General features: G+C 70.4%; 26 protein-coding genes and 1 tRNA gene. 13 read left to right on the top strand and 14 right to left on the bottom strand.

Annotated features, from left to right (window positions below; translation table 11 throughout):
* Positions 1-71 precede the first annotated feature (71 nt).
* Genes G510_RS14900 through G510_RS0101160 form a run of 7 tightly spaced genes read left to right on the top strand, consistent with a single transcriptional unit; the run spans position 72 to position 4,522 of the window.
* Positions 72-1,256, top strand: a complete 1,185-nt coding sequence (locus G510_RS14900) for a TadA family conjugal transfer-associated ATPase (protein WP_051216111.1) — start codon at positions 72-74, stop codon at positions 1,254-1,256.
* Positions 1,253-2,125, top strand: coding sequence for a type II secretion system F family protein (locus G510_RS0101135; protein WP_029152087.1), 873 nt, complete (start codon positions 1,253-1,255; stop codon positions 2,123-2,125). The genes G510_RS14900 and G510_RS0101135 overlap by 4 nt, the downstream gene beginning before the upstream one ends.
* Positions 2,122-3,063: a type II secretion system F family protein gene (locus G510_RS0101140; RefSeq protein WP_029152088.1), complete on the top strand. Its 942-nt coding sequence runs from the start codon at positions 2,122-2,124 to the stop codon at positions 3,061-3,063. Before G510_RS0101135 ends, G510_RS0101140 begins: the two co-directional genes overlap by 4 nt.
* Before the next feature lie 23 nt (positions 3,064-3,086).
* Positions 3,087-3,299: a hypothetical protein gene (locus tag G510_RS14905; protein ID WP_036321437.1), complete on the top strand. Its 213-nt coding sequence runs from the start codon at positions 3,087-3,089 to the stop codon at positions 3,297-3,299.
* Entirely contained in the window at positions 3,299-3,691 is a 393-nt protein-coding gene (locus G510_RS0101150) for a TadE/TadG family type IV pilus assembly protein (protein ID WP_036321440.1), read from the top strand. The genes G510_RS14905 and G510_RS0101150 overlap by 1 nt, the downstream gene beginning before the upstream one ends.
* Positions 3,666-4,097, top strand: a complete 432-nt coding sequence (locus tag G510_RS0101155) for a hypothetical protein (RefSeq protein ID WP_029152090.1) — start codon at positions 3,666-3,668, stop codon at positions 4,095-4,097. The genes G510_RS0101150 and G510_RS0101155 overlap by 26 nt, the downstream gene beginning before the upstream one ends.
* Positions 4,094-4,522 carry a hypothetical protein gene (locus G510_RS0101160; protein ID WP_029152091.1) on the top strand — a complete coding sequence of 143 codons (429 nt, stop codon included), beginning with the start codon at positions 4,094-4,096 and terminating at the stop codon, positions 4,520-4,522. The genes G510_RS0101155 and G510_RS0101160 overlap by 4 nt, the downstream gene beginning before the upstream one ends.
* Before the next feature lie 35 nt (positions 4,523-4,557).
* On the opposite strand, the gene rdgB is transcribed toward G510_RS0101160, so the two are convergent.
* The 4 genes from rdgB to G510_RS14915 form a co-directional block, all read right to left on the bottom strand.
* Positions 4,558-5,145 carry an RdgB/HAM1 family non-canonical purine NTP pyrophosphatase gene (gene rdgB, locus G510_RS0101165; RefSeq protein ID WP_029152092.1) on the bottom strand — a complete coding sequence of 196 codons (588 nt, stop codon included), beginning with the start codon at positions 5,143-5,145 and terminating at the stop codon, positions 4,558-4,560.
* On the bottom strand, positions 5,142-5,870 hold the full coding sequence (gene rph / locus G510_RS0101170) for a ribonuclease PH (protein WP_029152093.1): 729 nt from the start codon (positions 5,868-5,870) through the stop codon (positions 5,142-5,144). The genes rdgB and rph overlap by 4 nt, the downstream gene beginning before the upstream one ends.
* A 65-nt stretch (positions 5,871-5,935) precedes the next feature.
* Positions 5,936-7,243, bottom strand: coding sequence for a UDP-N-acetylmuramoyl-L-alanine--D-glutamate ligase (murD, locus tag G510_RS14910; protein ID WP_051216113.1), 1,308 nt, complete (start codon positions 7,241-7,243; stop codon positions 5,936-5,938).
* A complete protein-coding gene (locus tag G510_RS14915) occupies positions 7,233-8,567 on the bottom strand; it encodes a MurL-like N-terminal domain-containing (protein WP_051216115.1) in 1,335 nt (444 codons plus the stop codon). The genes murD and G510_RS14915 overlap by 11 nt, the downstream gene beginning before the upstream one ends.
* An 88-nt stretch (positions 8,568-8,655) precedes the next feature.
* Here G510_RS14915 and G510_RS0101185 point away from each other — a divergent pair, with 88 nt between their 5' ends.
* Entirely contained in the window at positions 8,656-9,954 is a 1,299-nt protein-coding gene (locus tag G510_RS0101185; RefSeq protein ID WP_029152094.1) for a nicotinate phosphoribosyltransferase, read from the top strand.
* Between the two features lie 17 nt (positions 9,955-9,971).
* Here the strand turns inward: G510_RS0101185 and G510_RS0101190 are convergent, their stop codons facing one another.
* Genes G510_RS0101190 through G510_RS0101200 form a run of 3 tightly spaced genes read right to left on the bottom strand, consistent with a single transcriptional unit; the run spans position 9,972 to position 12,821 of the window.
* Entirely contained in the window at positions 9,972-10,238 is a 267-nt protein-coding gene (locus G510_RS0101190; protein ID WP_029152095.1) for a DUF3039 domain-containing protein, read from the bottom strand.
* Positions 10,239-10,275: 37 nt separating this feature from the next.
* Positions 10,276-11,754 carry a hypothetical protein gene (locus G510_RS0101195; protein ID WP_051216117.1) on the bottom strand — a complete coding sequence of 493 codons (1,479 nt, stop codon included), beginning with the start codon at positions 11,752-11,754 and terminating at the stop codon, positions 10,276-10,278.
* A 38-nt stretch (positions 11,755-11,792) separates the two neighbouring features.
* The gene (locus G510_RS0101200) at positions 11,793-12,821 is read right to left on the bottom strand and encodes an ABC transporter ATP-binding protein (protein ID WP_245563201.1); all 1,029 of its coding nucleotides are present in this window, start codon (positions 12,819-12,821) and stop codon (positions 11,793-11,795) included.
* Between the two features lie 210 nt (positions 12,822-13,031).
* Between G510_RS0101200 and G510_RS0101205 the strand changes: the two genes are divergently transcribed.
* Together G510_RS0101205 and G510_RS14920 are read left to right on the top strand one after the other, a co-directional pair.
* Positions 13,032-13,727 carry a phosphocholine cytidylyltransferase family protein gene (locus G510_RS0101205; protein ID WP_029152098.1) on the top strand — a complete coding sequence of 232 codons (696 nt, stop codon included), beginning with the start codon at positions 13,032-13,034 and terminating at the stop codon, positions 13,725-13,727.
* A gap of 72 nt (positions 13,728-13,799) precedes the next feature.
* The gene (locus tag G510_RS14920) at positions 13,800-14,081 is read left to right on the top strand and encodes a hypothetical protein (protein ID WP_036321444.1); all 282 of its coding nucleotides are present in this window, start codon (positions 13,800-13,802) and stop codon (positions 14,079-14,081) included.
* On the opposite strand, the gene G510_RS14925 is transcribed toward G510_RS14920, so the two are convergent.
* A complete protein-coding gene (locus G510_RS14925) occupies positions 14,078-14,386 on the bottom strand; it encodes a helix-turn-helix domain-containing protein (RefSeq protein ID WP_051216119.1) in 309 nt (102 codons plus the stop codon). The two genes, G510_RS14920 and G510_RS14925, sit on opposite strands and share 4 nt — an antisense overlap.
* 88 nt (positions 14,387-14,474) lie before the next feature.
* Positions 14,475-15,695 (bottom strand): CDP-glycerol glycerophosphotransferase family protein, encoded by a 1,221-nt coding sequence (locus G510_RS0101220; protein WP_029152099.1) that lies wholly within the window; start codon positions 15,693-15,695, stop codon positions 14,475-14,477.
* 52 nt (positions 15,696-15,747) lie between these two features.
* Here G510_RS0101220 and G510_RS0101225 point away from each other — a divergent pair, with 52 nt between their 5' ends.
* Positions 15,748-16,857 carry a glycosyltransferase family 2 protein gene (locus tag G510_RS0101225; RefSeq protein WP_211219134.1) on the top strand — a complete coding sequence of 370 codons (1,110 nt, stop codon included), beginning with the start codon at positions 15,748-15,750 and terminating at the stop codon, positions 16,855-16,857.
* A 13-nt stretch (positions 16,858-16,870) separates the two neighbouring features.
* Here G510_RS0101225 and G510_RS0101230 read toward each other — a convergent pair whose 3' ends face one another.
* From G510_RS0101230 to G510_RS14935, 3 genes are read right to left on the bottom strand one after another with little or no spacing between them, the layout of a single operon-like run.
* Positions 16,871-18,301: a CDP-glycerol glycerophosphotransferase family protein gene (locus G510_RS0101230; RefSeq protein WP_029152101.1), complete on the bottom strand. Its 1,431-nt coding sequence runs from the start codon at positions 18,299-18,301 to the stop codon at positions 16,871-16,873.
* On the bottom strand, positions 18,298-19,530 hold the full coding sequence (locus G510_RS14930) for a CDP-glycerol glycerophosphotransferase family protein (RefSeq protein WP_036321447.1): 1,233 nt from the start codon (positions 19,528-19,530) through the stop codon (positions 18,298-18,300). The genes G510_RS0101230 and G510_RS14930 overlap by 4 nt, the downstream gene beginning before the upstream one ends.
* 47 nt (positions 19,531-19,577) lie before the next feature.
* Positions 19,578-20,972 (bottom strand): S1C family serine protease, encoded by a 1,395-nt coding sequence (locus G510_RS14935; RefSeq protein WP_051216122.1) that lies wholly within the window; start codon positions 20,970-20,972, stop codon positions 19,578-19,580.
* 107 nt (positions 20,973-21,079) lie between these two features.
* Between G510_RS14935 and G510_RS0101245 the strand changes: the two genes are divergently transcribed.
* Positions 21,080-22,282 carry an aminotransferase class I/II-fold pyridoxal phosphate-dependent enzyme gene (locus G510_RS0101245; RefSeq protein WP_029152102.1) on the top strand — a complete coding sequence of 401 codons (1,203 nt, stop codon included), beginning with the start codon at positions 21,080-21,082 and terminating at the stop codon, positions 22,280-22,282.
* 10 nt (positions 22,283-22,292) lie between these two features.
* Here G510_RS0101245 and G510_RS0101250 read toward each other — a convergent pair whose 3' ends face one another.
* A complete protein-coding gene (locus G510_RS0101250; protein WP_029152103.1) occupies positions 22,293-23,105 on the bottom strand; it encodes a carbon-nitrogen hydrolase family protein in 813 nt (270 codons plus the stop codon).
* A 108-nt stretch (positions 23,106-23,213) separates the two neighbouring features.
* On the opposite strand from G510_RS0101250, the gene G510_RS0101255 reads away from it, so the two are divergent.
* Positions 23,214-23,290: transfer RNA gene (locus G510_RS0101255), tRNA-Met, on the top strand.
* Positions 23,291-23,333: 43 nt separating this feature from the next.
* On the opposite strand, the gene G510_RS0101260 is transcribed toward G510_RS0101255, so the two are convergent.
* Positions 23,334-23,699, bottom strand: coding sequence for a cupredoxin domain-containing protein (locus tag G510_RS0101260; protein WP_169562540.1), 366 nt, complete (start codon positions 23,697-23,699; stop codon positions 23,334-23,336).
* Positions 23,700-23,708: the final 9 nt, after the last annotated feature.

Genomic DNA, 23,708 nt, shown 5'->3' on the forward strand with positions numbered 1-23,708 from the left:
GTCAGAGGCCGAAAACTTCTGGTTGTGGATAACTTTCGAGGCTGATCTCGGATTTCTGGCACGCTTGCCGGATGAATCCGGAGCAGCACTCGATCGTCGAGCGCGTGCGCGAGCGCATCCGCGGCGATCAGTCGGTCCTCAGCGGTCGCGCCGTGCTGGCCGACGACGTCCGGCGCCTCGCGTTCGCGGAGATCCGGCGCCACAACGACTACGCGCTCGCACGCGGATCCCGCACCGTCGACGACCTCGACGCCGCCGCCCGCGAGGTCGTCGCCGCCGTGGCGGGATACGGCCCGCTGCAGCCGCTCCTCGACGACCCCGGCATCGAAGAGATCTGGCTGAACTCCGCCCGAGACGTGTTCATCGCTCGGGCCGGCGTCTCCGAGCGCGTGCCGATGGAGCTCACCGACGATCTGGTGCGCGACATCGTCGAGCGCATGCTGCACACGTCGGGACGGCGCATCGACATCAGCCAGCCGTTCGTCGACGCCTCGCTGCCCGACGGCTCGCGATTGCACGTCGTGCACGGCGGAATCGCGCGGGGCAGCTGGGCCGTCAACATCCGAAAGTTCCTGCCGTCCGTCGGGTCCCTCGACCGCCTCGTCGAGCTGGATTCGCTCCCCCGCCGCACGGCCGACCTGCTCGGGGACGCGATGCGCGAGGGACGCTCGGTGCTCGTGTCCGGGGCCACGCACGCCGGAAAGACCACGCTGCTCGGCGCCCTCGCCTCCGAGTGCCGGCCCGAGCAGCGCATCGTGACGGTCGAGGAGACCTTCGAGCTGTCGATCGATGCACCCGACCTCGTCGCGATGCAGGGGCGGCAGCCGAGCCTCGAGGGCACGGGCGAGATCACGCTGCGCCGCCTGGTGAAGGAGGCCCTCCGCATGCGGCCGGACCGGCTCATCGTCGGAGAGGTGCGCGACGCGGAGGCGCTCGATCTCGTGCTCGCGCTCAACACGGGCCTCCCCGGCGCCGCCACGATCCACGCCAACTCCGCGGCGGACGCGCTCGTGAAGCTCTCGGCTCTGCCGCTGCTCGCGGGCCGCAACATCGACCGCGATTTCGTTCTCCCGGCCGTGGCCGGGTCGCTGGATCTCGTCGTGCACTGCGCGCGGTCTGCCGACGGCGCTCGCTACGTCGAGGAGATCATCGAGCCGACGGGCGAGATCACGGGCGGCGCACCGACCACGCGCACGATCTACCGCGCGCATACCGACCGCGCCCCGTCACTGCGCCGATCGGAGCGCGCCGCATGATCGCCCTCCTCGGCGGAGGGCTCGGCATCGGCTTTCTGCTCGTCGCGTCCCCCTGGCTATGGCCCGCGGATCGCTCGCGCGCGCGGGCGCCGAAGGGTCCGAACGCGCTCGTCTCGCGAGCGACCGAGCTGCTCGAGGCGGCCGGATACGCGCAGGTCGCGCCGCGCGTGCTCGGCGCGGTCATGGCCGGGTGCGCGCTCACCGCGGCCGCCGTGGCGTGGCTCGTGACGACCGCGGGCGCGCTCGCCCTTCTCGCCGGGGTTGCGGCCGCGTGGGCGCCCCTCGTGTGGCTGCGCTCGCGCGCGGCCCGGCTCGTGCGCGTGCGCCGCGCGGTGTGGCCCGACGTGTGCGATCTGCTCGTCGGGTCGGTGCGCGCGGGGCTCTCCCTGCCCGACGCGGTCGCGGTGCTCGGAGATTCGGCGCCCAGCGCCGTGCGGCCCGCCTTCGCCCAGTTCGACCGCGATGTGCGCGCATCGGGTCACTTCGCGTCGAGCCTCGACCGGCTGAAGCAGCAGCTCTCCGATCCGATGGCCGACCGCATCGTCGAGACGCTGCGCATGGCCCGCGAGGTCGGCGGCACCGAGCTCGTGCCCGTCCTCCGGGCGCTGTCGGTCTCGATCCGATCGGATGCCGCTCTCCGCGGCGAGGTCGAGTCGAAGCAGTCGTGGACGAAGGGGGCCGCCGTGCTCGGCGTTGTCGCCCCGTGGGCGGTGCTCGCCGTGATGTCGGTTCGACCCGAGGGCGCGCAGGCCTACGCGAGCGCGTCGGGGGTCACGCTCATCCTCGTCGGTGCGGTCATCTCGTTCGTCGCCTACCGAATCATGCTGCGCGTCGGGCGCCTCCCCGAGCCGCGGAGGTGGTTCGCGTGACCGGGGCCACCGATGTGGCGATCGCCCTGCTCCTCGGCGGCGGCATCGGCGTGGGCGCGTGGTGCGTGGCGGCGGCGCTTCCGTCATGGCGATCCCCCGCGCTCGTGCGCCGCGTCGGGCCGTACGTGCGCGACGTCACGGATCCCGCCGGCACGACGCTCGCCGACGCCATCACCGATCCGACCGCGGCGCTCGCGGGCGGCGTCGGATCGCTGTGGCGGCGCGGGCAGGCGAAGTTCGCCCGGATCCTCGGCGGCGCGGAATCGCTCGAACTGCGGCTCGCGCAGGCGGGCCGGACCCCGGACGTCGCGGCGTTCCGCGGCTCGCAGCTGGTCTGGGGCCTCGCGGGCCTCGGCATCGGCGCCGCGATCGTCGTCGCGATGATGACCGCCGGGCGCATGTCCGTCGCCGCGATCGCCGTCCCGTTCATCGCCGCGGCCGCCGGAGTCGTCGCGCGCGACCTGCTGCTCTCGGCGGCGGCCCGCTCGCGCGTCGCGCGCATCGAGGAGGAGCTGCCGACCGTCCTGGAGTTCCTCGCCCTGTGCCTGTCGGCTGGCGAGGGCGTGCTCGGCAGCGTCCGGCGCGTCGCCGACGTCGGAACCGGCGAGCTGACCGCCGAGCTGCGCGCCGCGACCGTCGAGGTCGACACCGGCGCCACGCTCACCGACGCGCTCACCGCGATGACGAGGCGCATCAAGGCGCCCGTGCTCACGCGCGCGATCGATCACGCCGTGGCCGCGATTGAGCGGGGCTCGCCGCTGGCCGAGACGCTCGAAGCACAGGCATCGGACGCGCGCGAGGACGCCAAGCGCGCGCTCATCGAGACGGCCGGGCGCAAGGAGATTCTGATGATGATTCCGCTCGTCTTCGGCCTCCTCCCCCTCTCCGTTCTGTTCGCGATCTTCCCCGGGGTCGCGATTCTCCAACAGGGGTTCTGATCCGCAGATGAAAGGCGACACGCATGTACGACCGACTGACAGAACTGACCATCAGAGGCTCGATCCGAGCCCGCGACGCGTGGGGCGAGATCCGCGACGAGGAGCGTGGCGACATCCCTGGCTGGGTACTCATAACTCTGATGACCGTGACGATCGGCGTCGCGATCTGGGCGATCGCCGGTCCCGCGCTCGAGGGGCTGTTCGGCAAGGCGCTCGGGCTCATCAACGGCATGTGATGGCCGAGCCCGACAGCGCGGGCGAACGCGGGTCGGCGCCCGCCGAGTTCATCCTCGTCGGGTTGCTGCTCACGGCGCTCACCCTCGCGGTGCTGCAGTTCGGGCTCGCGATGTACGCCCGCAACATCGTGCAGGACGCGGCCGTCGAGGCCGCCTTCCATGCGGCGCTCGCCGACACGAGCGACGCGGAGGCCGAGCACCGCGCTCACGAGGTGGTGACGGCCGCGCTCGGTCACGACACGATCGAGTGGGCGCTCGTGACGCGGATGAGCATGAACGGCGTCGATATGGTCAAGGTCGACCTCGGTGCGACCTATCCGCTCGTCGGGTTCTTCGGCATCTCGGCCGGATCGGTGGTGACCGCGCATGCGCCCGTGGAATCCGCGGGATGACGAGCGCGGCAGCGCGTCGCTCGAGTTCATCGTCGCCGGGCTGATCCTGCTCGTGCCGATCGTCTACCTGGTGCTCGCGCTCGGGGCGGTGCAGAACGCCGCGCTCGGTGCCGAGGCCACCGCGCGCTTCGTCGCGCGCACGATCGCCTCCGGCGACGAGGCCGCAGCGACCGTGGTGCGCGACAGCGTCGCGGCCGGGTACGGGCTCGATCCCGCATCCCTGGCGATCCGCGTCGAGTGCGTTCCCGCGGGCGCGCACTGCCCGGCGGCGGGCGCGACGGTTCTCGTCACGGTCTCCGACACCGTCTCGCTCCCCTTCATGCCCGACCTCTTCGGGCTCGCGGACGCCACGGCGATCCCGGTCGACGCGACCGGCACGTACCGCGTGGAGAGGCTGACCGAATGATCGGCGCGGACGAGGTCGGGGACGACGAGCGCGGCAGCGTGCTGCCCCTCATCCTCGTGTACATGCTGCTCGGAATCGCGCTGACGCTGGTGTGCGCGAACGCGGTCTCGCTCTTCACCGCGCAGAAGCGCACGGATGCCCTGGCGGACGCCGCGGCGCTCGCGGCCTCCGATGGGTTCGAGATCGTCGCGGACGCGGGCGGGGCGCGGATCCGGCTCGACCCCGCTCTCGCGCGCCGTCAAGCCGAGGAGGTGCTCGCGGTCTCCCCCGTCGATGCGCACCTCGCCGAGATCACGACCCCCGATCCGTCGACCGCCCGCGCCGTCGTCGCCACGACGTGGCATCCGATCATGCTCTCGCTCTTCGTGCCCGACGGCGTCGTGCTCGACGCGGTGGGCACGAGCCGCGCCTCGCTCGCCGGCTGAGGCCGGGCGAGAAGGCGCGGATCCGAGCGCTCGCGTCAGAGCGCCTCGAGCAGCGGCACGATCGCCTCGAGCGCGCGGGAGCGGTGCGAGACGGCGTTCTTCTCCGACGCCGTCAGCTCGGCCGCCGAACGGTCGTCGCCGTCGGGAACGAAGATCGGGTCGTATCCGAACCCGCCCTCGCCGCGCGGCTCGCGGGCCACGCGCCCCGGCCAGATCCCCTCGACCGTGTGCTCCTCGCCCTCGGGTGTCACGAGCGCGATCACCGAGGTGTAATGCGCTGTGCGGTCCTCGTCGCGCGCGAGGTCGGAGATCTGGTCGAGCAGCAGCGCGAGGTTCGCCGAGTCGTCTTTGTCGTGCCCCGCCCAGTACGCCGAGAAGACGCCCGGCGATCCGCCGAGCACGTCGACGCAGATTCCGGAGTCGTCCGCGAGTGCGACGAGGCCCGTGTGCGCGGCCGCCGCGCGGGCCTTGATGAGCGCGTTCGCCTGGAACGACGTGCCGTCCTCGACCGGCTCGGGGCCGTCGTAGGAGACGACCTCGATGTCGGGGCGCACGCGCGAGACGATCGACTGCAGCTCGGCGACCTTGTGCGCGTTGTGCGTCGCCAGTACGACTCGGATCATCGGCCGAGCGCCGCCTGCTGCAGCTGGGTGAGGTCGGCGCAGCCCTTCGCGCCCAGCTCGAGCAGCTGATCCAACTCGGCCTTGTCGAACGGCGCGGCCTCCGCGGTCCCCTGCACCTCGACGAACTTGCCCGAACCGGTCATGACGATGTTCATGTCGGTGTCGGCGCGCGAGTCCTCCTCGTACGGCAGGTCGAGCATGGGGGTTTTGTCGATGATGCCCACCGAGATCGCGGCGATCGAGTCACTGAGCGGCGTGGCCTTCTTCGCGACGAAGCCCTTCTCCCGGCCCCACTCGATTGCGTCGACGAGGGCGACGTATGCGCCCGTGATCGACGCCGTGCGGGTGCCGCCATCGGCCTGCAGCACGTCGCAGTCGATGACGATCGTGTTCTCGCCGAGCGACTTCGTGTCGACGACGGCGCGCAGGGCACGGCCGATCAGGCGCGAGATCTCGTGCGTGCGTCCGCCGATCTTGCCCTTCACGCTCTCGCGCGTCGAGCGATCGTTCGTGGCGCGGGGCAGCATCGCATACTCCGCCGTGACCCAGCCCTTGCCCTTGCCGGTGAGCCAGCGGGGCACGCCGTTCGTGAAGCTCGCCGTGCACAACACCTTCGTGCCGCCGAAGCTGATCAGGGCGGATCCCTCCGCCTGGCTGCTCCAGCCTCGTTCGATTGTGACGGGGCGGAGCTGGTCGAGTGCGCGACCGTCGGCGCGAGTTGTCATGGGGATCCTCTCAGAGCGATGCTTGTCAGCGCGGGCGCGATGGGCCCCGCGCACCACGTTCGACCCTACTGTGCGTGTTCGGCCGCGAAGCCGCGGAACGCGGCCGCGCGCGCCTCGTAGTCGGCGAACTCATCGAAACTCGGCGCGCCCGGCGAGAGCAGGATCGCGTCGCCGGACGCCGTCAGCGAGCGCGCGATGGCAACGGCGTCGGCGAAGCCGCTCGCGACATGGATCCGCGCGGCGCGGCCCTGCGCCTCGCGGGCGAGGCGCGCCCCGGCGGGTCCCGTGCACACGAGCTCGACGTCGTCGCGCCCCGCGAGGGCGTCGACGATCGGCGAGAAGTCGAGGTCGCGCTCCGAACCGCCCGCGATCAGCGCGATGCGGGGCGCGACAACGCTCGTGAGCGCGGCGGCGACCGCCTGCGGCGCCGTGGCGAGCCCATCGTCGATCCAGGTGCGGCCGTCGCCCGACGGCACGACCTCGAGCCGGTGCGCGAGCGGGACGAACGTCGCGACCGCCTCGAGCGCGCGCGAGCGGTCCGACGCGCCGAGATAGGCATCGACGGCGGCCAGCGCGAGCGCGGCGTTCGTGAGATTGTGCGTGCCCACGAGATTCATGTCCGCAAGGGCGAGCGATCCGGCGCCGTCCCACGAGATCGCGCGCTCGGTCACCGCGATGCCGAGGCTCGCGGGCGAGAGCATCCGCGCGTCGCCCGCGACCGCGCGCACGCGGCGGCCGAGGTCGTCCGACGGATCCGGCACGACGACGGTGTCGGGGCCGAACGCCGCGAGGCGCAGCTTGTCGGCGACGTAGTTCTCGAACCCGCCGTGCCACGGCAGGTGCTCCGGGTACAGGGAGGTGATCACGGCCACGCGCGGCGACGCCGTGAGCTCTGCGGCCTGGTAGCTCGAGACTTCGGTCACGGCGCAGTCGATGTCGTCGCCGACGTGCGCGCCGACCGGGATGCCGATGTTTCCGGCCAGCTCGGCGGTGCGGCCGAGCGCGGTGAGGATGTGCTGCACGAGCGCCGAAGTCGTGCTCTTCCCCTTCGTGCCCGTGACGGCGATGACCCGGTCGCGGTTCTCCGTCAGCCAGAGGTCCATGAGCGACGTGATCGGAACGCCCGCGTCTCGCAGCGCGATGTACTCGCCGGACGTGTGCGGGATCCCCGGCGACTTCACGATGGCGCCGGCGCTCTGGAGCAGCGCCCACGCCGCGTCGCCCGTGACGACGCCGTCCGGCGCGGGTCCGGTCCCGGTGACCGCGATCACGGATCCGATTCCGCGGCCCGCGAGCTCGCGGTGCGCGGCCATGCCCTCGCGCCCGGCGCCCCAGATGACGACATCGCGTGCCGCCAGCTCGTCAAATCTCACGCGCGACCGCCTCGAGCTCGGGCGAGAGGAAGTGCTCGGATCCGCGCCACGCGAACACGCTGTCGCGCTCGGCATCCGTCGACGACACGGCCCGGACCTCGGGCCGGGCGAGGAACGGATGACCGGCCCAGTCGTCGCGGTCCCGCAGCATGTCGAGCGCGACGCGGCACTCGTCGGGCTCTCCGACGCACTCAAACGGCTTGAACAGGCCGTCCACGCCGAGCAGCTCGAGGAAGCCCTCGGTCTGCTGCTCGTCCGCGAACAGGTCGCGTCCGGCGAAGATCTGAAGCAGCGCGTCGCGGCTGAGGAAGGGCGCGAGGATGAGGAAGACGAACCGGCACTTCGGGCACTCGCCGCACCAGGTGGCGTCGGCGGCCGCGCTCATGCGGAACGCGCGGTTGCAGCTCGTGAAGACCGAGTGGTACGCCGGGTGCTGTGCGAACCGGCGCGCGATGCGGATCTCGGTGATCGGGCGCAGGAGCGAGACGTAGTCGGGCGCGCCGTGAGGGAGGCTCTGGCGCAGCAGCGCCTCGAACTCGCTGCTCTTCGACCACTGGTGGTTGATGTCGCGGCCCGCCCATCGCTGGTTGCCGTAGGACGCGCTCGCCTCGTTGCTGAACACGACGGTGCCGTACCCGTTCGCCGCGGCGGTGATCAGCGCGATGAGGGAGTTGATGGCCGTCACCGGCACGTGGCCGTTGGGCGCGCCCTCGCCGTTGAGCCGCAGCAGCAGCGGGGCGATCCGGCGCTTCGCGCGCTCGAGGCCGATGCCCGCGACCTCGGCCGTGGCCTCGATGGGCCCGCGCGGATTGATCGCGAACAGCCCGACCTCGATGCCTGAGGCCTTCAGCGCCTCGATCGACACGACCGAGTCCTTGCCGCCGCCGACCGCCACGAGCGAACGCGCTCCGGTTCGCTCCCGGCCTGCCGGCACCGGATCCGCGAGCGACGGCGCGAGGACGACGGGATCGAGGACCTCGGGCAGGTCGTTGACGATCGCGAACTCGCCGAGACCGCCCGTGATCAGCTCCGTGACGAACCGGCGTTCGGCGGACGTCAGGCCGCCCGGAACGGCGAAGGTCGTCGGCGCGAAGGCCTTGAAGTAGCTCAGGGACGCCGCGAGGGCGAGCAGTCGCGCGAGGCCCTCGGTCAGGGGCGAATCCGGGATCTCGCCGGGGATCTCGACCTCCTCGACGAACTCGTAGATCGGCCCGTCGTCGCCCGCGGCCGCGTACCGCAGCCGGATCAGGTTTCCCCGTGTCTCCGGCTGCCTCACCTCGAACCGAGTGACGGCCGAACGTGCCTCGGAGAATGCGATTCCCATAGCGGTCAAATCTACACGGCCGTGCCCTCGAAAGCCCCGGACGCACGCCTGCCGATGACCGCCGCCGCACGCCAGTAGAGTGGCGATCATGCTTCAGTCGACCGCGCTCTTGACGGATCGTTACGAACTCACGATGCTCGACGCGTCGCTGCGCGACGGCACGGCGCATCGTCGATGCGTGTTCGAGCTGTTCGGCAGGCGGCTATCGGGCGGCCGTCGATTCGGCGTCGCGGCGGGCCAGGGGCGCCTGATGTCGCTGCTGCGAGACTTCCGCTTCTCCGACGACGACCTGCGATTCCTCCGCGACCAGCGGGTCGTGGGCCCCGAGACGCTGACGTACCTCGAGAACTACCGCTTCTCCGGATCCATCGCGGGCTACCGCGAAGGCGAGCTGTATTTCCCGGAGTCGCCGCTGCTGACGGTCGAGGCCACGTTCGCCGACGCCGTGATCCTCGAAACGCTCGCGCTGAGCGTGCTGAACTTCGACTCGGCGGTCGCGACCGCCGCGGCGCGCATGTCGATCGCCGCGGGCGATCGCCCGATCGCCGAGATGGGATCCCGTCGGGCCCACGAGTACGGCGCCGTCGCCGCCGCGCGCGCGGCCTATATTGCCGGGTTCACGTCGACGAGCAATCTCGAGGCGGGGCGCACCTGGGGCGTGCCCACCATGGGCACGGCGGCGCACGCCTGGACCCTCCTGCACGACACGGAGGAGGACGCGTTCCGCGCGCAGATCGACGCCCACGGAACCGGCACTGCCCTGCTGGTCGACACCTACGACATCTCGGAGGGCGTGCGCACGGCGGTCGAGATCGCGGGGCCGCAGCTGGGCGGCGTTCGCATCGACTCCGGCGATCTGCCGCTGGTCGCGGCGGACGTTCGCGATCACCTCGACCGGCTCGGAGCGACCGGCACGCGCATCACCGTCACGAGTGATCTCGACGAGTACGCGATCGCGGCGCTCGCGGCGTCGCCGGTCGACTCGTACGGCGTCGGCACCTCGCTCGTGACGGGATCCGGATACCCGACGGCCGGCCTCGTCTACAAGCTCGTGGCCCGCCAGGACGCGTCGGGCGCATGGATCCCGGTGGCGAAGAAGGCGCAGGACAAGGGATCGACGGGTGGGCGCAAGCAGGCCTTCCGCCGCGTCGAGCGCGGCACCGCGACCGAGGAGATCGTGCGTCTCACGATGGATGCGACCGTGCCGGAGGGCTCGCGCCCCCTCGTCGTGCCGTTCGTCGACGGAGGCGAGTTCGATTCGAGCCACGAGGGCCCGGCCGGTGTCGTCGCCGCGCGGGCGCACCACGCGCGCGCACGCCAGGAGCTGCCCGTGCGCGCGCTCGCGCTCAGCAAGTCGGATCCGGCGATCCCGACCGTCTCCGCCTGAGGCGGAACCGGGCGCCGCTACTTCCGAAGGTCCTCGTAGATCTCTTTGCAGGTCGGACAGACCGGAAACTTCTCGGGATCGCGCCCGGGGGTCCACTTCTTCCCACAGAGGGCGCGCACGGGCTTGCCCGTGATCGCCGACTCCATGATCTTGTCCTTCTGCACGTAATGGCTGAAGCGTTCGTGGTCGCCCGGATCCTGAGTCTGCTCTTCGATGAGCTCTCTCAGTTCCCGGTCAAGAAGTGCGGTGCCGCCCCCATCGGGGCTGTCGAGTGGCGTGCTCATGTTCTCGATTGTAGAGGGAATTCGAGGGCGTGGCTCGTCAGAGCGCGCGCCCGACATCGACGAGCAGGTGCCCGCGGCGCTGGAACACGAGTGCGCCGATGAGCACGCCGACGACGAGCGCGCCGACTCCGGTGACCGCGCCGCGCAGAAGCACGTCATCGTCGAGCTGCGCGCCGCCGAGCAGCGTCTCGACGGCGGGGATCATCGTCGGCACGGCGGCGGCGACGGTGAGGATCAGGACCAGCGTCGGGGCGATCGCCCCGCGGGCCCCGAGGCGCTGCGGCTGCCGGAAGGGGCTGTCGCCCGGGCGCGCCACGGCGTACGGCGCGGCCGCCGAGGAGATGCTCGACAGCCCGAACCCGGTGAGCGTCAGCGCGAGGGCGACCCCGATCAGGGCGGGCAGGTGATCCCACGCATCCGCGAACGAGGCCGTGAGCGCGATGGTCGCCGATAGGACGGGAATCGCGAACAGCGTGACCGGTACGAGGCGCCCGAGGCGATCCGCGATTCCGCGCACACCGGTCACGAGGTGCAGCCACAGCGCTTCCGAGTCGTACGCGAGGTCGTTGTGCGCGATCCAGCCGATGAACGCGGCGATGATCGGCAACGGCACGAGAGCGACGATGTCCGCGGGAACGCCGGCGATGAGCAGCGGAACGATCGGCAACAGGCCCGCCACGGGGATGATCACGAGGTTCGCGAGGTATCGCACGTCGGCCGCCCAGTAGATGACGCCGCGCGCGCCGATCGCGCCGGTCGCCGTGCGCGGGAACACGCCGAGCCACCCCAGCCCGGAGCGCTGCGCGCCCGGCGCCTGAGGGAGGGACGAGAACGCGCGGCGCACGATGAGCGCCCATCCGGCCGCGGCGGCGACGAGCGTCGCGATCGCGACGATGGAGATCGCGGTCGATCCGCCGGTGATCAGGCCGGCCGCCGCGCCGATCGGGGTGACAGCGAGCACATCGGCGACCCGGATCGCGAGCGCCGGCGCCCCGAGCTGCCACGACGCGGAGAGCGCGTAGCTGACGGCCGGCACGACCACGGCGATGCCGATGAGCACGGCGAGCACGGCACCCTCCCGGGTGCGCCCGCCGAGGCGGATCCGCACGAGCGCGGCGTAGCCGAGGCGTGCGAACAGCGCGCAGGTGAAGACGTGGCACGCGACGCCGGCGACGGCGATCCAGGCGGGTGCGCCGTGCGCGATGCTCGCGGTCGCGAGCCCGATGTCGAACGCGACAACCGCGAGGATCGGCACGCTGATCACGCTCGCGAGCGCCCCGCCGAGGGCGACGCCCGATCGCGGAACGGGCAGCAGCGCGAACGACGCGGGATCGAGGGGATCCGGGCGCGCGGACCCGGCCGGCGCGATGAAGAACGCGAGCGCGAGGAGGGATCCGGCAACGACGGTGACGACCCGCGCGGTGTCGACCGGCAGGCTGGCGAGGGCGAGGGCGCCCCAGACACCGAGGCCCGTCGCGATGACGACGCAGACGAGCACGACGACGGCGCGGAGCAACCGGTGCGATCGGTACGGCGCAAGCGCTTCGACAGCCCTCAGGCGGAGGACGTGTGCAACCACTCGAGCCCGCCCCCTTCCGTGCCGCTTCCGCTGAGGTCGATGAACCGCTGCTCGAGCGTCATCTCGCCGCGCACTTCGTCAACCGTGCCCTCGGCGAGCACCTGGCCGGTCACGAGGACTGAGATGCGCGAACACATGCGCTCGATCAGGCTCATGCTGTGCCCCGAGAGGATCACGGTGCCGCCGCCCGCGACGTAGGTGCGGAGCACGTCGAGAAGCTTCTGGGACGAGATCGGGTCGACCGATTCGAACGGCTCGTCGAGCACGAGCAGGCGCGGTGCATGGATCATGGCGCACGCGAGCATGAGCTTCTTCGTCATGCCGGTGGAGTAGTCGGATACGGCACGGCCGAGCGCGGGCGCCAGGTCGAAGGCCTCGGCGAGCTCGTTCGCGCGCTCTCGCGCCGAGCGCGCCGACAGCCCGCGCAGCGAGCCGACGTAGTGCAGCAGCTGACGACCCGACAGGCGGTCGAACGTGCGCATGCGGTCGGGCAGCACGCCCATGAGGCGCTTGGCCGCGCGGGGATTCGCGCGAGCGTCCTCGCCGAACACGCGGATCTCCCCGCGATCCGCGCGCAGCAGCCCGGAGATCATCGACAGCGTCGTCGTCTTGCCCGCGCCGTTCGGTCCGACGAGCCCGTAGAAGGATCCCGCCGGAACGCTCAGGTCGATGCCCGCGACCGCGGGCTCGCCCCGGTACGTCTTCACGACGCCGCGCAGTTCGAGGGCGAGCGCGGGTTCTGACTCGCTCACCGCGTGCGGTGCGCCGGACGGGGCCGCGTCAGTCTCGGCGGCGTCGATCTCGGCAGCGTCATCGGCTGGGGCCTCGGATGCATCGTCGGCGTCGGACGACGCCTCTGCGACGCGGTCATCCTCGAGCCGACGCGCAGCGTCTCCGGCGGTCTCTGCCGGTTTCGGCGGCGCGGGCACCAGGTCCGCGACTTCCGCGTCGGACGCGGGCTCTTCGCGCACGGCTGTCCCCTTCTGCCCCGGCGATCTCGTCACCGCCCCAATCTAGCAATCGGATCGCGAACAGCCTCCGCGCCACGGCGGCGGGCGGCGGGAATCCTCCAGATCCGCCGCACAATCCTGCGTTTTTCAGCATCGGTTGGTATCCTGGCAACAGACAAGGGATGAATTCCTGATGAACCGACCGCCACCGCGGGGTTCTCGGATTCACGGGCAAGCCCCTCCCCCAGATCAAGGAGTAACCGCATGACCCTCCAGACCGTCATCCTCGCAGCAGGTATGGGCACGCGCCTCGGGCGCGAGCTGCCCAAGTCGCTGACGATGCTGTCCGACGGCCGCACCATCATGCAGCAGCAGCATGAGAACATTCGCGCCGCATTCGGATCCGATGCCCACATCACGAGCGTCGTCGGCTACCGCGCCGAGACGATCATCGACGCTTTCCCGGACGCCAGCTACGTCCACAACGAGGCGTACGACCAGACGAACACGTCGAAGAGCCTGATGCGCGCCCTCGCCGCAACCGGCCGCGGCGGCGTGCTCTGGATGAACGGCGACGTCGTCTTCGACCCGCGCGTTCTCGGCCGCGCCGTCGAGCTCATCGAGAACGAGCAGTCGTTCGTGACCGTCAACACCTCGCAGGTGAGCGACGAAGAGGTCAAGTACACGCTCGACCGCAACGGCTTCGTCGACGAACTGTCCAAGACCGTCGTCGGAGGCATCGGCGAGGCGGTCGGCATCAACTACATCGCCCGCCAGGACAAGCGCGCGCTCCTCGCACAGCTGCAGCGCGTCGATGACCAGGACTACTTCGAGCGCGGCCTCGAGCTCGCCATCAGCGAGAACGGTGTGCGCATCGCCGCCATGGACATCAGCGACCTCTACGCCGTGGAGGTCGACTTCGCGGAAGACCTCGTGCGGGCCAACGAGGTTCTGGCCTGACGCATCCGCGTCGAGAACCCCTGACATTCGATCATCTGTTCGAATGTCAGGGGTTCTTCGTATGTTGAGGGCATGACGCAGAACGTCGATTCCCTTCCCCGCCCTACCCCGTGGCGCGTGCAGCGCGACCTGCCGCACCCGATCGTCGCCAACGCGTCGGTCGAGCCTTTGGAATACGGGCGCGCCCTGATCCGCGCGGGCGATCGGGTGACGACCGAGCACTGGGGCACGATCCTGCCGGGCGACGAGAACGAGATCTGCCTGTGCAACATCGACGTCGCCGACATGGCGATCACGCTCAGCTGGCGCCGCGCCGGCGTCGACGAGGAGCTGCTGTGGCAGTTCGTGTTCTAGTACACGACGCGCGTGCTGCGGCGGCGCTGCGGCAGCTCGGTGTATCCGTAGGGCAGCCGCCCGTTCTGCAGGTCGTCCACGCCGAGCCCGGTGACGAGCTCTCCCACGTCGACCTCGAGCGCCACGGCGATCTGCAGCAGCGTCGAGATCGTCGGGTTTCCGCGCCCGCGCTCGATGCGCTGGTAATTGGTCAGGTCCATGTCGGCGCTCTCGGCGAGAGCGCGAGCACTCACGCCCGCCTTGGCGCGGAACGCCGCGATGCGACGCCCGACCTCCGCGGAGGCGGGCGAATGAGTGGCGGGCATGAATCGATGGTCTCGAGGCCACCGCGCAAACGCCTAAGCATTCACGCCGTAGCTTCTATGCCACCCCTCGATGAGCCGGAGGCCCACCTCATTCCGAGGCGAATCTCTCCCATTTCGTCATCAGTTGCGTGATCGCAGCGTGGAAGCGGGCCGTCGGCGCACCGGGCGCCGTGTCGCCGAAGTAGTGCTGCACCCAGACCGCGAGGCGCGATGTGGTGTCCGGGTCCTCGAGCACCCGCGTCAGCTCGGGCACGATGTCCGCCGACCCCGCCGTCGTCAGCCAGTCGCACGCCCCGAGGTACCCGCTCTCGTCGACGTCGGCAGACGGATCGACGGGCCGCGTGACCATCAGCGGCTTGCCCACCGCGAGACGGTCGTAGACCATGGCGGAGATGTCGACGATCGCGACATCCGCCGCGGCGAGCTGCCAGCCGAGTTCCGGCTTGTCGTCGAACACGTGCTGCGCCGAAGGATCGGCGGCGTTCGCCGCGGCTACGGCTGCGATGATGCGCCGGTTCGCCTCGCCGTATGCCGCATCCACGACGCCGCTGCGCGGATGCGGGCGGTAGATCACGCGGTAGCGCGGATCGGCCAGCAGCGTCGCCACGAGCGCCTCCCCATGGGTAGCGATCGATCCGTACGCGGCAGCGGGGCGGTCACCCTCCCACGTCGGCGCGTAGAGCACGACGGTGCGCCCATCGTCTGCGAACGGCGTCACCCCCGAATAGTGATCGGCCTGCGGACGCCCGATATCGAGCGTCTTGTTGTCGAGGTCGAAGTCCCACAGGGTGCGGGCGAGGCGGTCGCGCGCTGCCTGCCCGGCGATCAGCGCATAGTCGTACGCCTTGTACTGGTTCGTCGTCATGTACATCTTGTCCGACTCGCCGTGGTTGATGAAGACGTGCCACCGACGGCCGTACCGGAACATCTGGAAGTTGCGCGTGTTCTGGTTCACGTACAGCACGATGCGGATGTCCTGCCGCTCGATGAAGCGCTCGACCCCCCGCACCTCGGGAACGAACGCGACCGGCAGCGCGCCATCGTTCACGATCGCCTTCGCCCCCGTCGCGTTGCGCGCGATCACGACGACCGGCCACGTCTTCGCGAGCTCCTGGAGCGGCCGGTACCACTGCCGGATCTGGTACATGTTCACGTCGCCGTCGGCGAAGTACACCGCGATCTGGAAGCGTCCGCGCTCGAGCGGGCCCTGTTGCCTCATCGCGCCGGTGACCTCGCGATAAGCCGCGCGGGAGCGCCGCGCCTTCTTCACGAGTGCCACGGCCTTCTTCGCGTCATTCACCAGCTTCACGCGTTCCACGGTATCCAGGCGTCCTGTCATGACCCCGTGCGATGATCGAAAAATGCGTAACGATCCCGGCTCGATCTCCGCTGCACGCATCTCGAGGGACGCTCCCGCGGTGCCGCGCGGATCCGGCGTGTCCTTCGTCATGCCCGTGCTCAACGAACGCGATTACCTGTCGCGCGCCGTCGCCTCCACGCTCGCGCAGGAGGTCGACGCGCCCATCGAGCTCGTGCTCGCCCTCGGCCCGTCCACCGACGGCACGACCGAGCTGGCGCGCGAGCTGGCCGCGAACGATCCCCGCATCGTGCTCGTCGACAACGCGGCGGCCGACATCCCGGTCGGGTTGAACCTCGCCATCCGCGCGTCGCATCACCCGACGATCGTGCGCGTCGACGCGCACTCCGAACTCACTCCCGGATACACCAGGCGCGCCCTCGAGACGCTCGAGCGCACGGGCGCTGCGAACGTCGGCGGCGTGATGCGCGCCGAGGGAACGTCCGCGTTCCAGCGCGCGGCGGCCGCCGCCTACAACTCGCGGATCGGCCTCGGCGGCGGTGCCTATCACGGCGGCGGAACCGAGTCCGAGGCGGAGTCGGCGTACTTGGGCGTCATGCGCCGCGAGGTGCTCGACGAGGTCGGCTACTTCGATGAGTCCATCCGCCGCGGCGAGGACTGGGAGCTGAACCTCAGGATCCGCCGCGCCGGCTACCGCGTGATGTTCGATCCCGCGCTCTCGGTCACCTACCGTCCCCGCGAGAGCTGGCCGCGACTCGCGCGGCAGTTCCTCGCGACGGGGCGCTGGCGCGGAGAGCTCGTGCGCCGCTACGGATCTCGCAATTCGATGCGTTTCTTCGCGCCGCCCGCGCTCGTCGTCACGCTCGCCACCGCGCTCCTCGTGCGCGTGCTGCGCGGATCCGGCGCGCTCACGGGCGTCATCGGCGCGATCGCGAACCTCGTCTACGTTCCGGTGGCGCTGTATGCCGCGATCGTGACGGTGTTCGCCGCGGCACGCAGCGGCGCCACCCTGTCCGAGCGCGCGTGGATCCTCGCCGTCGTCCCGACGATGCACATCGCCTGGGGCGCCGGGTTCCTCGCGGGAGTCGCCCGCGGCGCGAGCGAAACGGTCGACACGTCGCGACTGTCCGGGCGGAACACGCCGCTCCCCTGACGCACTGAACCCGTCAGATCATGCGCTGGTCGATCAGGCGCGCGACGACGCGCTCGGCCGCGTGGCCGTCGTCGCGGGCGTTGAACACCGACCGCCACTCGGCGTACGCGTCGGCGTACGCGGACGGATCCATCTCGAGCGCCTCGATCAGCTCGTCCTGCGTGCGCACGACGGGGCCGGGAACGCGCTTCTCGAGGTCGAAGTAGAATCCGCGCAGGGTTCCTCGGTAGTGATCGATATCGGGTACCAGGAAGTACATCGGCTTGCCGGTGCCGGAAAAATCGAACATCACCGATGAATAGTCCGTGATGAGCGCGTCGGCGGCGAGCATCAGCCGTGAGGCGTCGGCGAAGCCGGTCACGTCGATGACGCGGGGCCCCGTCACGCTCTGCCCGGGGATCAGCGTGCGGCTGTGTCCGCGCACGAGCACGACCGACGAGGTGCGCTCGGCGAGCTCGGAGGGATCGACGAAATCGACCATCTCGTCGCGGTCATCGCGCCACGTCGGGGCGTAGAGGAGCACGCGCTCGCCGTCCGCGATGCCGAGCGATCGTCGCACCTCGGCGCTCGATCCGGTTGTCAGCACGTCATTGCGCGGATAGCCTTCGACCCACACCGGCCGGGTGAAGAACGCGTACGCCTTCGACAGGATCCGCGCGGCGTAGGGGTTCTGCGCCAACATCACGTCCCAGCGTCGCGATTCCTTCAGCACCGCGCCCCACCGGCGGGGCTGGAAACCGCGGCGGTGCAGCGCGAGCCGCTTGAGCGGCGTGCCGTGCCAGGTCTGCAGCACCTTCTGACTCTCGCGCTTCACGAAGCGGTGCCGCAGCCAGTCATTGACGATCAGCAGTCGCGCCTCGCCGCGGGCGCGCCACCAGTCGGCCGAGCGCTCGACGACAGGGATCGCGCCGTCGGGCACCTCGACGGAGAGGTCGACGACGCTCCAGTAGCGCGTGATGTCCGGGCGCACGCGTGCGATCTCGCGGTCAAGAGCGAGCGGATTATCGCCGGCGACGCGCCCGTAGAAGCTCTCGAAGAACACGGCGTCCTGGAGAGGAGTCGTCGGCGTCGAGTGGCGGCGCTCGAGCGCGGCGCGCGCCTCGGCGGACTCGATCGACGGATCCATCGGCGGACCGATCGTCACCATCGCCCCGACGGCCGCGATACGCAGCCGATCGTCGATCGTCATCGGCATGGTGCCGCCGACCGTGGCGCCCGCGATCTCGATGCGGTACTCGCCCGACGGAAGCGGCAGCTGCTTGCCGCCCCAGCGGGACGAGACGAGCGGGAACTCCGCCCGCCAGGTCGCGTCGTCGCCGGTCAGCCGTGCGGATACGCTCGCCCGAGGCCCGATGAGCTCGGCGCTGGCCGGCCGGGGTCCCTCCCCCACGACGACGAGGTCGCCCGATGCGTGATCGATCTGTGTGACGGTCGCCTCGCTCATGACCTGATCTCCCCGATCCGCTGAAGGATCTCGTCGAGCACACGACGCGTGTTGCGTCCGTCTCGAAATGTGTGGACCCGCGCGCTGAGGGCGCGCGCCGCGCCCGCTCGGCGCTCACGCTCCTCATCCTGCCCGAGAAACCGATCGATCTCGGGAAGAAGCGCCCGCCACGTCGTCGCGGGTTCCTCCCCCGCGATGTCGGAATACGAACCGTAGAAGCCGCGCCGGCCCGAATAGTCCTCGAGGTCAGGCGCGAGGAACAGCGACGGCACCCCCGCCAGCGCCGCGTCGTACACGAGCGACGAATAGTCGGTGATCAGCGCCGCGAACGCGGGGATCGCGGGGGTGACGTCCGGCAGCAGGTCCGCGCCGAGCAGCACGACGCGATCGGTGTCGACCGGAGGCGTGTAGTCGCCCTCGCCCAGCCGGTGCGAGCGGATCACGAGCACGGCATCGCGGCGCGCGAGCACCTCGATGATCGCGCCCCATTCCTCCGCGCTCGGGATGCCCGGATCCGCGTCGCCGTCGCGCCAAGTCGGCGCGTACAGCAGCAGCGTGCGTTCCGCGCCCGCCTCCGGAATCAGTCCCGCAACGACCCTGCGGGCACCGTCGGGCGTCTCGGACGCGAGAACGTCGACGCGCGGTTCGCCCGTGACGGCGATCCGGCGGTGGTCGATGCCGAAGGCCGACTCGAGCCGGCCGCGCACGAGGTGGCTGGCCGCGGGGAGCACGCCGATGCGCTGCGCCGACCGGGCGTACATCCACCCGATGAGGCGGCGCACGAGCGCCGAGTTCGGCAGGAACGCGCTGCGCACGAGCTCTGGCGCATCGAGCCCGATGCGCTTCAGCGGGATCCCGTGCCACAGCTGCGCGACGAAGGCCCCCGTCACCGCGTAGGGATTGACGTCGCCGAATCCGTGCGTCACGACCGCGACGCGAGCGCGCGCCGTCGCCCAGAACCCGCGCCACGACATCTTCGGGAGCGTGGGGATCCCCGCCCCTTCCGCGTCGGCGCGCTCGTGCGGCGTCGTCGTCAGCCAGACCGCGTCGATCCCGCGCTTCTCCGCCTCGCGCCAGAGCGCGAGCGCGCCGTCCGCGATTCCCGCGCCGCAGCCGAAGACCCACCGACCCGTGCGGGGGGTGACGAGCGTGACGAGGCGTCCGAGACCGTAGAGCGGAATGCGCGCGAGCTTCTGAGCATTGCCCGCGCCGAACGAGAAGGACGCCACCCATCGAGCCTAGCGGCCCGCGGGCGGCGTCCTTCTCGCCTGGGGGATTATTCGAGCGTGCCGAGGGTCGCCGTCGCCTCGTGCTCTTCGCCGTCGCGCACATAGACGAACGTCGCCTCGCTGCCGGCCGCGGCGGCGCGCACCTGCGCCGTGAGATCGACGGAGTCGTTGACGCGCACGCCGTTGAACTGCGTGATGACGTCGCCCTTCTTCAGGCCCGCCTCCTCGGCGGCACCGTCGCCGACGACCTCCGCGATGTACGCACCGGTCGTCGTCGTGCCCTCTACGGAGGACGACGGCGTGACGCTCGCGCCGAGCAGTCCGTGGGTGGCCTGGCCGTCCTCGATGATCTCGTTCGCCACGCGCTCGGCGATGTTCGACGGGATCGCGAAGCCGAGGCCAATCGACCCGCCCTCCTCGCTCGAGCTGCTGCCCGTCGCGATCGCGACGTTGATGCCGATGAGCTTGCCCTCGTCGTCGACCAGTGCGCCGCCAGAGTTGCCGGGGTTGATGGCCGCGTCGGTCTGGAGCACGGCGATCTTGATCGACTCCGCCGACTGCCGCTGTTGCTCCTCCTGACCGGGAAGGTCGAAGAACCAAGGGCTCTGGCTGTTGTCGTCCTCGCCCTCGCCGCCCTGACCGCCCCCGGTGTCATCACCCTCCGGAGCCGCGGAGGACTGAATCTCGATCGAACGGTTGGTGTTGCTGATCACACCCGTCGTCACGGTGTTGGGCAGCCCCATCGGCGCGCCGATCGCCACGGAGTTGTCGCCGATGTTGACCTTCGACGAGTCGGCGAAGTCCATCGGCGTCATGCCGCTGGCGCCCTCGAGCTTGATCACCGCGAGGTCGTAAATGGGGTCGGTGCCGACGATCGTCGCGTCGTAGAGCGTGCCGTCGGATCCCGTCACGCGAATCTGAGCGTCTGAGGTCGCGCCGCCGAGCGTCACGACGTGCGTGTTCGTGAGCACGTAGCCGTCCTCGCTCAGCACCACACCGGATCCGCTGCCGCCCGCGCTCGACGACTGCGCCTCGATCGTCACGACGCTCGGGAGCGCCGACGCCGCCACCGCGGCCGTCTCGTTGACGTCGTCGGGGTTGTTGATCGTGATGCCCTGACCGGTGTTCGAGGCGACGGCCGCCGGCTCGTCGGATCCGTCGAACGCGGCCAGACCGAGCCAGGCGCCGCCGAAACCGACGCCGCCGCCGATCAGGGCCGCGACCACGACCAGGCCGGCCAGCTTCGCGCCGCCGGTCGAGCGCTCCTTCTTCTTCGGCTCGTTCTGGGGCTGCGGTGCCCACTGGTACGACGGCTGGGACGTGGGGCCGGGGTTCGGCGACTGGTACGTCGCGGTCGGAGGCGGGTAGGCGCCCTCGGCCGCCGCGTCCTGCGCCGACCGCTCGGGAAGCGGGGGAATCGGGGATCCGATGTCATTGCTCATGGCTGACTCCTTCTGCCTGGTTCCCTCAGCATGCGCGCGAAACCTATGACGCGTCTATGTCCAGGGTACGTCGTTGTTGTGAGGGTGGTGCGGATACCCTTCTCGTCATGACGCATGTGCACGGTTCATGGCTGCGGGCCGCGGACGCCGCCCGCCTGCTCGGCGCGGACGGCGCCGTCGCCCCGACGATCTTCGCGGAGATGTCCGCCCTCGCCGACGCGACCGGCGCGATCAACCTGGGCCAGGGGTTCCCCGACGACGAGGGGCCGGCCGAGGTCCTGGAGACCGCGCGCGAGGCGATCTTGTCGGGGCAGAACCAGTACCCGCCGGGGCGAGGCGCGCCCGTTCTGCGCGAGGCCATCGCCGAGCATCAGGAGCGGTTCTACGGTCTCTCGTGGGATCCGGAGACGGACATCATCGCGACCGCGGGCGCCACGGAGGCCATCGCTGCCACGCTGCTCGCCCTGCTCGACGGCCCCGACGATGAGGTCGTCGTCTTCGAGCCGTTCTACGACGCGTACGCCGCCGTCATCGGGCTGGCGGGCGCGCGGATCGTCCCCGTGCGGCTGCGCTGGCCCGACTTCCAGCCAGATCTCGATGAGCTCTCGGCGGCGGTGACGGATCGCACGCGCGTCATCCTCGTGAACGACCCGCACAACCCCACCGGCACGGTCTTCTCCCCCGACGTGCGCGCGCGGATCGTCGAGCTCGCCGAGCGCCACGACGCGGTGATCGTGACCGATGAGGTGTACGAGCACCTCGTGTTCGGGGATCCGCATGTGCCGATCGCGACTGTTCCGGGCGCTGCGGATCGCACCGTGTCGATCTCGTCGGGCGGAAAGACGTTCCGCACGACGGGGTGGAAGATCGGGTGGGTGACGGCGCCCGAGCGCCTCACGACGGCGATCCTCGCGGTGAAGCAGTACCTCACCTATGCGAACGGTTCGCCGTTCCAACCGGCGATCGCCCGCGGCCTCAGAATGCCCGATGAGTTCTTCGCGGGCCTCGCGGCGGACATGCGGCAGAAATCGGCCGTGCTCGGCGCGGGGCTGACCGCTGCCGGGTTCGATGTCTCATCGCCTGCCGCGACCTACTTCACGGTCGCGGATACCTCCGCGCTCGGGTTCGACGACGCGGCGGAGTTCTGCCGGGCGCTCCCCGGCCTCGCCGGCGTCGTCGCCGTGCCGCTCACCGCGTTCGTGACGGCCGAACACCACGACGAGTACCGCCCGTTCGTGCGCTTCGCGGCGTGTAAGAAGCGCGAGGTGCTCGAACAGGCGGCGGACAGGCTCGCCGCGATCACGCGCTGAGCCGGAGCTCTCAGTCCCGCGGCGCCACGCGGTACCGGCGCAGGTCGAGCGCGGGGTTCACACGGCGCACTCCCGTGATCTGCTCGTGGCTCGCCCACCCGATGGCGAGATCGCCCGCCGCCGTTCCGAGCGAGGCGATCGGCACGCCCTGAGGATCCACGATCATCGATCGGCCGACCCCGATGGGCGGCGCGTGGTCGGCCGCCGCGATGTACACGGTGTTCTCGATCGCTCGGGCCGTGATGAGGGTCTCCCAGTGGTGCTCCTTGAGCGGACCGCGCACCCATTCCGCCGGAACGAGGATGATATCCGTGCCGGCATCGACGAGCGTGCGCGCGGCCTCGGGGAAACGCAGGTCGTAGCACGTCATCATGCCGAATCTCAGCCCGTCGACGACGAACGTCTCGGGCTCGCCGAGCGGCCCCGGCTCGATCCAGTCGCTCTCGGTCTGTCCGAAGGCGTCGTACAGGTGCTGCTTGCGGTACGCGGCGATCACGCCCGTTCCGTCGACGGCGACGGCGGCGTTGCGCACGCGATCGCCCGTGCCGCGCTCGACGAGGCCCGCAACGATCGTCAGATCGTGCTGCGCCGCGATCGTCGCGAGAGCGAGCGCGAACGGGCCGTCGAGATCCTGTGCGTTGTCGAGGAGCGAGGCGTCGAACGGGTTCACGAAGTAGCTCGAGTACTCGGGGGCGACGACCACGCGCGCTCCGCGCTCGGCCGCCGTCGCCACGAGCTCGGCGATGGCCGTGAGATTCGCGTCGGTATCCGCAGTCGGAACGAACTGCACAACCGCGATGCCAACCGGAGCATGAGTCGTCATGACGCCATCATGCCACCCATACAGCTCCTCCACAGACACGCCCGGCACCGGGTTCCGGGCCGCCTGAATTTGCCTCTGCGTGAACGGCTGGTAAAGTAATTGATGTAGCGCGGGATGGAGCAGTTCGGTAGCTCGCTGGGCTCATAACCCAGAGGTCGTAGGTTCAAATCCTGCTCCCGCAACCAAGTGGAAAGACCCGGATCCGATCGGATCCGGGTCTTTTTCGTGTCACGAGGTGGCGACGATCGTTCCTTCCATCCCCATCTCGCGGTGGTTCGAGACCGAGCACCAGAACTCCATGTCCTCGCCCACCACGCCGACCTCGATCGCCGTGGTCTGTCCCGGGTTGATCCGCTCTGACGTCTCGCCGTTGCCGAACGCCATATCGTGCAGGTCGGTGCCCGTGTTCTCGAACTCGACGACGAGCTCGTCGCCGACCTGCACCTCGATCTCCGAGGGCGTGTAGTGCATGCCGTTGACCTGTACGGTGACGGTCGTCGTCTCGCCGGTGGGCGTCACGTCGGGCTCGGAGGAGCAGGCGGTCACAGCCGCGATCGACAGGACAACGGCGGCACCGGAGAGGAGTCTTTTCACGCCTCCACG

Origin of the sequence: Microbacterium gubbeenense DSM 15944, assembly GCF_000422745.1 — a bacterium.
Classification (GTDB): Bacteria; Actinomycetota; Actinomycetes; order Actinomycetales; family Microbacteriaceae; genus Microbacterium; species Microbacterium gubbeenense.

What these genes read in the sequence shown, in the direction of transcription:
- G510_RS0101155 (WP_029152090.1), top strand. Translation starts at nt 3,666, where the DNA reads ATGCGCCCGTGGAATCCGCGGGATGACGAGCGCGGCAGCGCGTCGCTC.
- G510_RS14900 (WP_051216111.1), top strand. Translation starts at nt 72, where the DNA reads ATGAATCCGGAGCAGCACTCGATCGTCGAGCGCGTGCGCGAGCGCATC.
- G510_RS14905 (WP_036321437.1), top strand. Translation starts at nt 3,087, where the DNA reads ATGTACGACCGACTGACAGAACTGACCATCAGAGGCTCGATCCGAGCC.
- rph (WP_029152093.1), bottom strand. Translation starts at nt 5,870, where the DNA reads ATGACAACTCGCGCCGACGGTCGCGCACTCGACCAGCTCCGCCCCGTC.
- G510_RS0101190 (WP_029152095.1), bottom strand. Translation starts at nt 10,238, where the DNA reads ATGAGCACGCCACTCGACAGCCCCGATGGGGGCGGCACCGCACTTCTT.
- G510_RS14925 (WP_051216119.1), bottom strand. Translation starts at nt 14,386, where the DNA reads ATGCCCGCCACTCATTCGCCCGCCTCCGCGGAGGTCGGGCGTCGCATC.
- G510_RS0101185 (WP_029152094.1), top strand. Translation starts at nt 8,656, where the DNA reads ATGCTTCAGTCGACCGCGCTCTTGACGGATCGTTACGAACTCACGATG.
- rdgB (WP_029152092.1), bottom strand. Translation starts at nt 5,145, where the DNA reads ATGATCCGAGTCGTACTGGCGACGCACAACGCGCACAAGGTCGCCGAG.
- G510_RS14920 (WP_036321444.1), top strand. Translation starts at nt 13,800, where the DNA reads ATGACGCAGAACGTCGATTCCCTTCCCCGCCCTACCCCGTGGCGCGTG.
- G510_RS0101135 (WP_029152087.1), top strand. Translation starts at nt 1,253, where the DNA reads ATGATCGCCCTCCTCGGCGGAGGGCTCGGCATCGGCTTTCTGCTCGTC.
- G510_RS0101160 (WP_029152091.1), top strand. Translation starts at nt 4,094, where the DNA reads ATGATCGGCGCGGACGAGGTCGGGGACGACGAGCGCGGCAGCGTGCTG.
- G510_RS0101205 (WP_029152098.1), top strand. Translation starts at nt 13,032, where the DNA reads ATGACCCTCCAGACCGTCATCCTCGCAGCAGGTATGGGCACGCGCCTC.
- G510_RS14935 (WP_051216122.1), bottom strand. Translation starts at nt 20,972, where the DNA reads ATGAGCAATGACATCGGATCCCCGATTCCCCCGCTTCCCGAGCGGTCG.
- G510_RS0101245 (WP_029152102.1), top strand. Translation starts at nt 21,080, where the DNA reads ATGACGCATGTGCACGGTTCATGGCTGCGGGCCGCGGACGCCGCCCGC.
- G510_RS0101150 (WP_036321440.1), top strand. Translation starts at nt 3,299, where the DNA reads ATGGCCGAGCCCGACAGCGCGGGCGAACGCGGGTCGGCGCCCGCCGAG.
- G510_RS14915 (WP_051216115.1), bottom strand. Translation starts at nt 8,567, where the DNA reads ATGGGAATCGCATTCTCCGAGGCACGTTCGGCCGTCACTCGGTTCGAG.
- G510_RS0101225 (WP_211219134.1), top strand. Translation starts at nt 15,748, where the DNA reads ATGCGTAACGATCCCGGCTCGATCTCCGCTGCACGCATCTCGAGGGAC.
- G510_RS0101230 (WP_029152101.1), bottom strand. Translation starts at nt 18,301, where the DNA reads ATGAGCGAGGCGACCGTCACACAGATCGATCACGCATCGGGCGACCTC.
- G510_RS0101250 (WP_029152103.1), bottom strand. Translation starts at nt 23,105, where the DNA reads ATGACGACTCATGCTCCGGTTGGCATCGCGGTTGTGCAGTTCGTTCCG.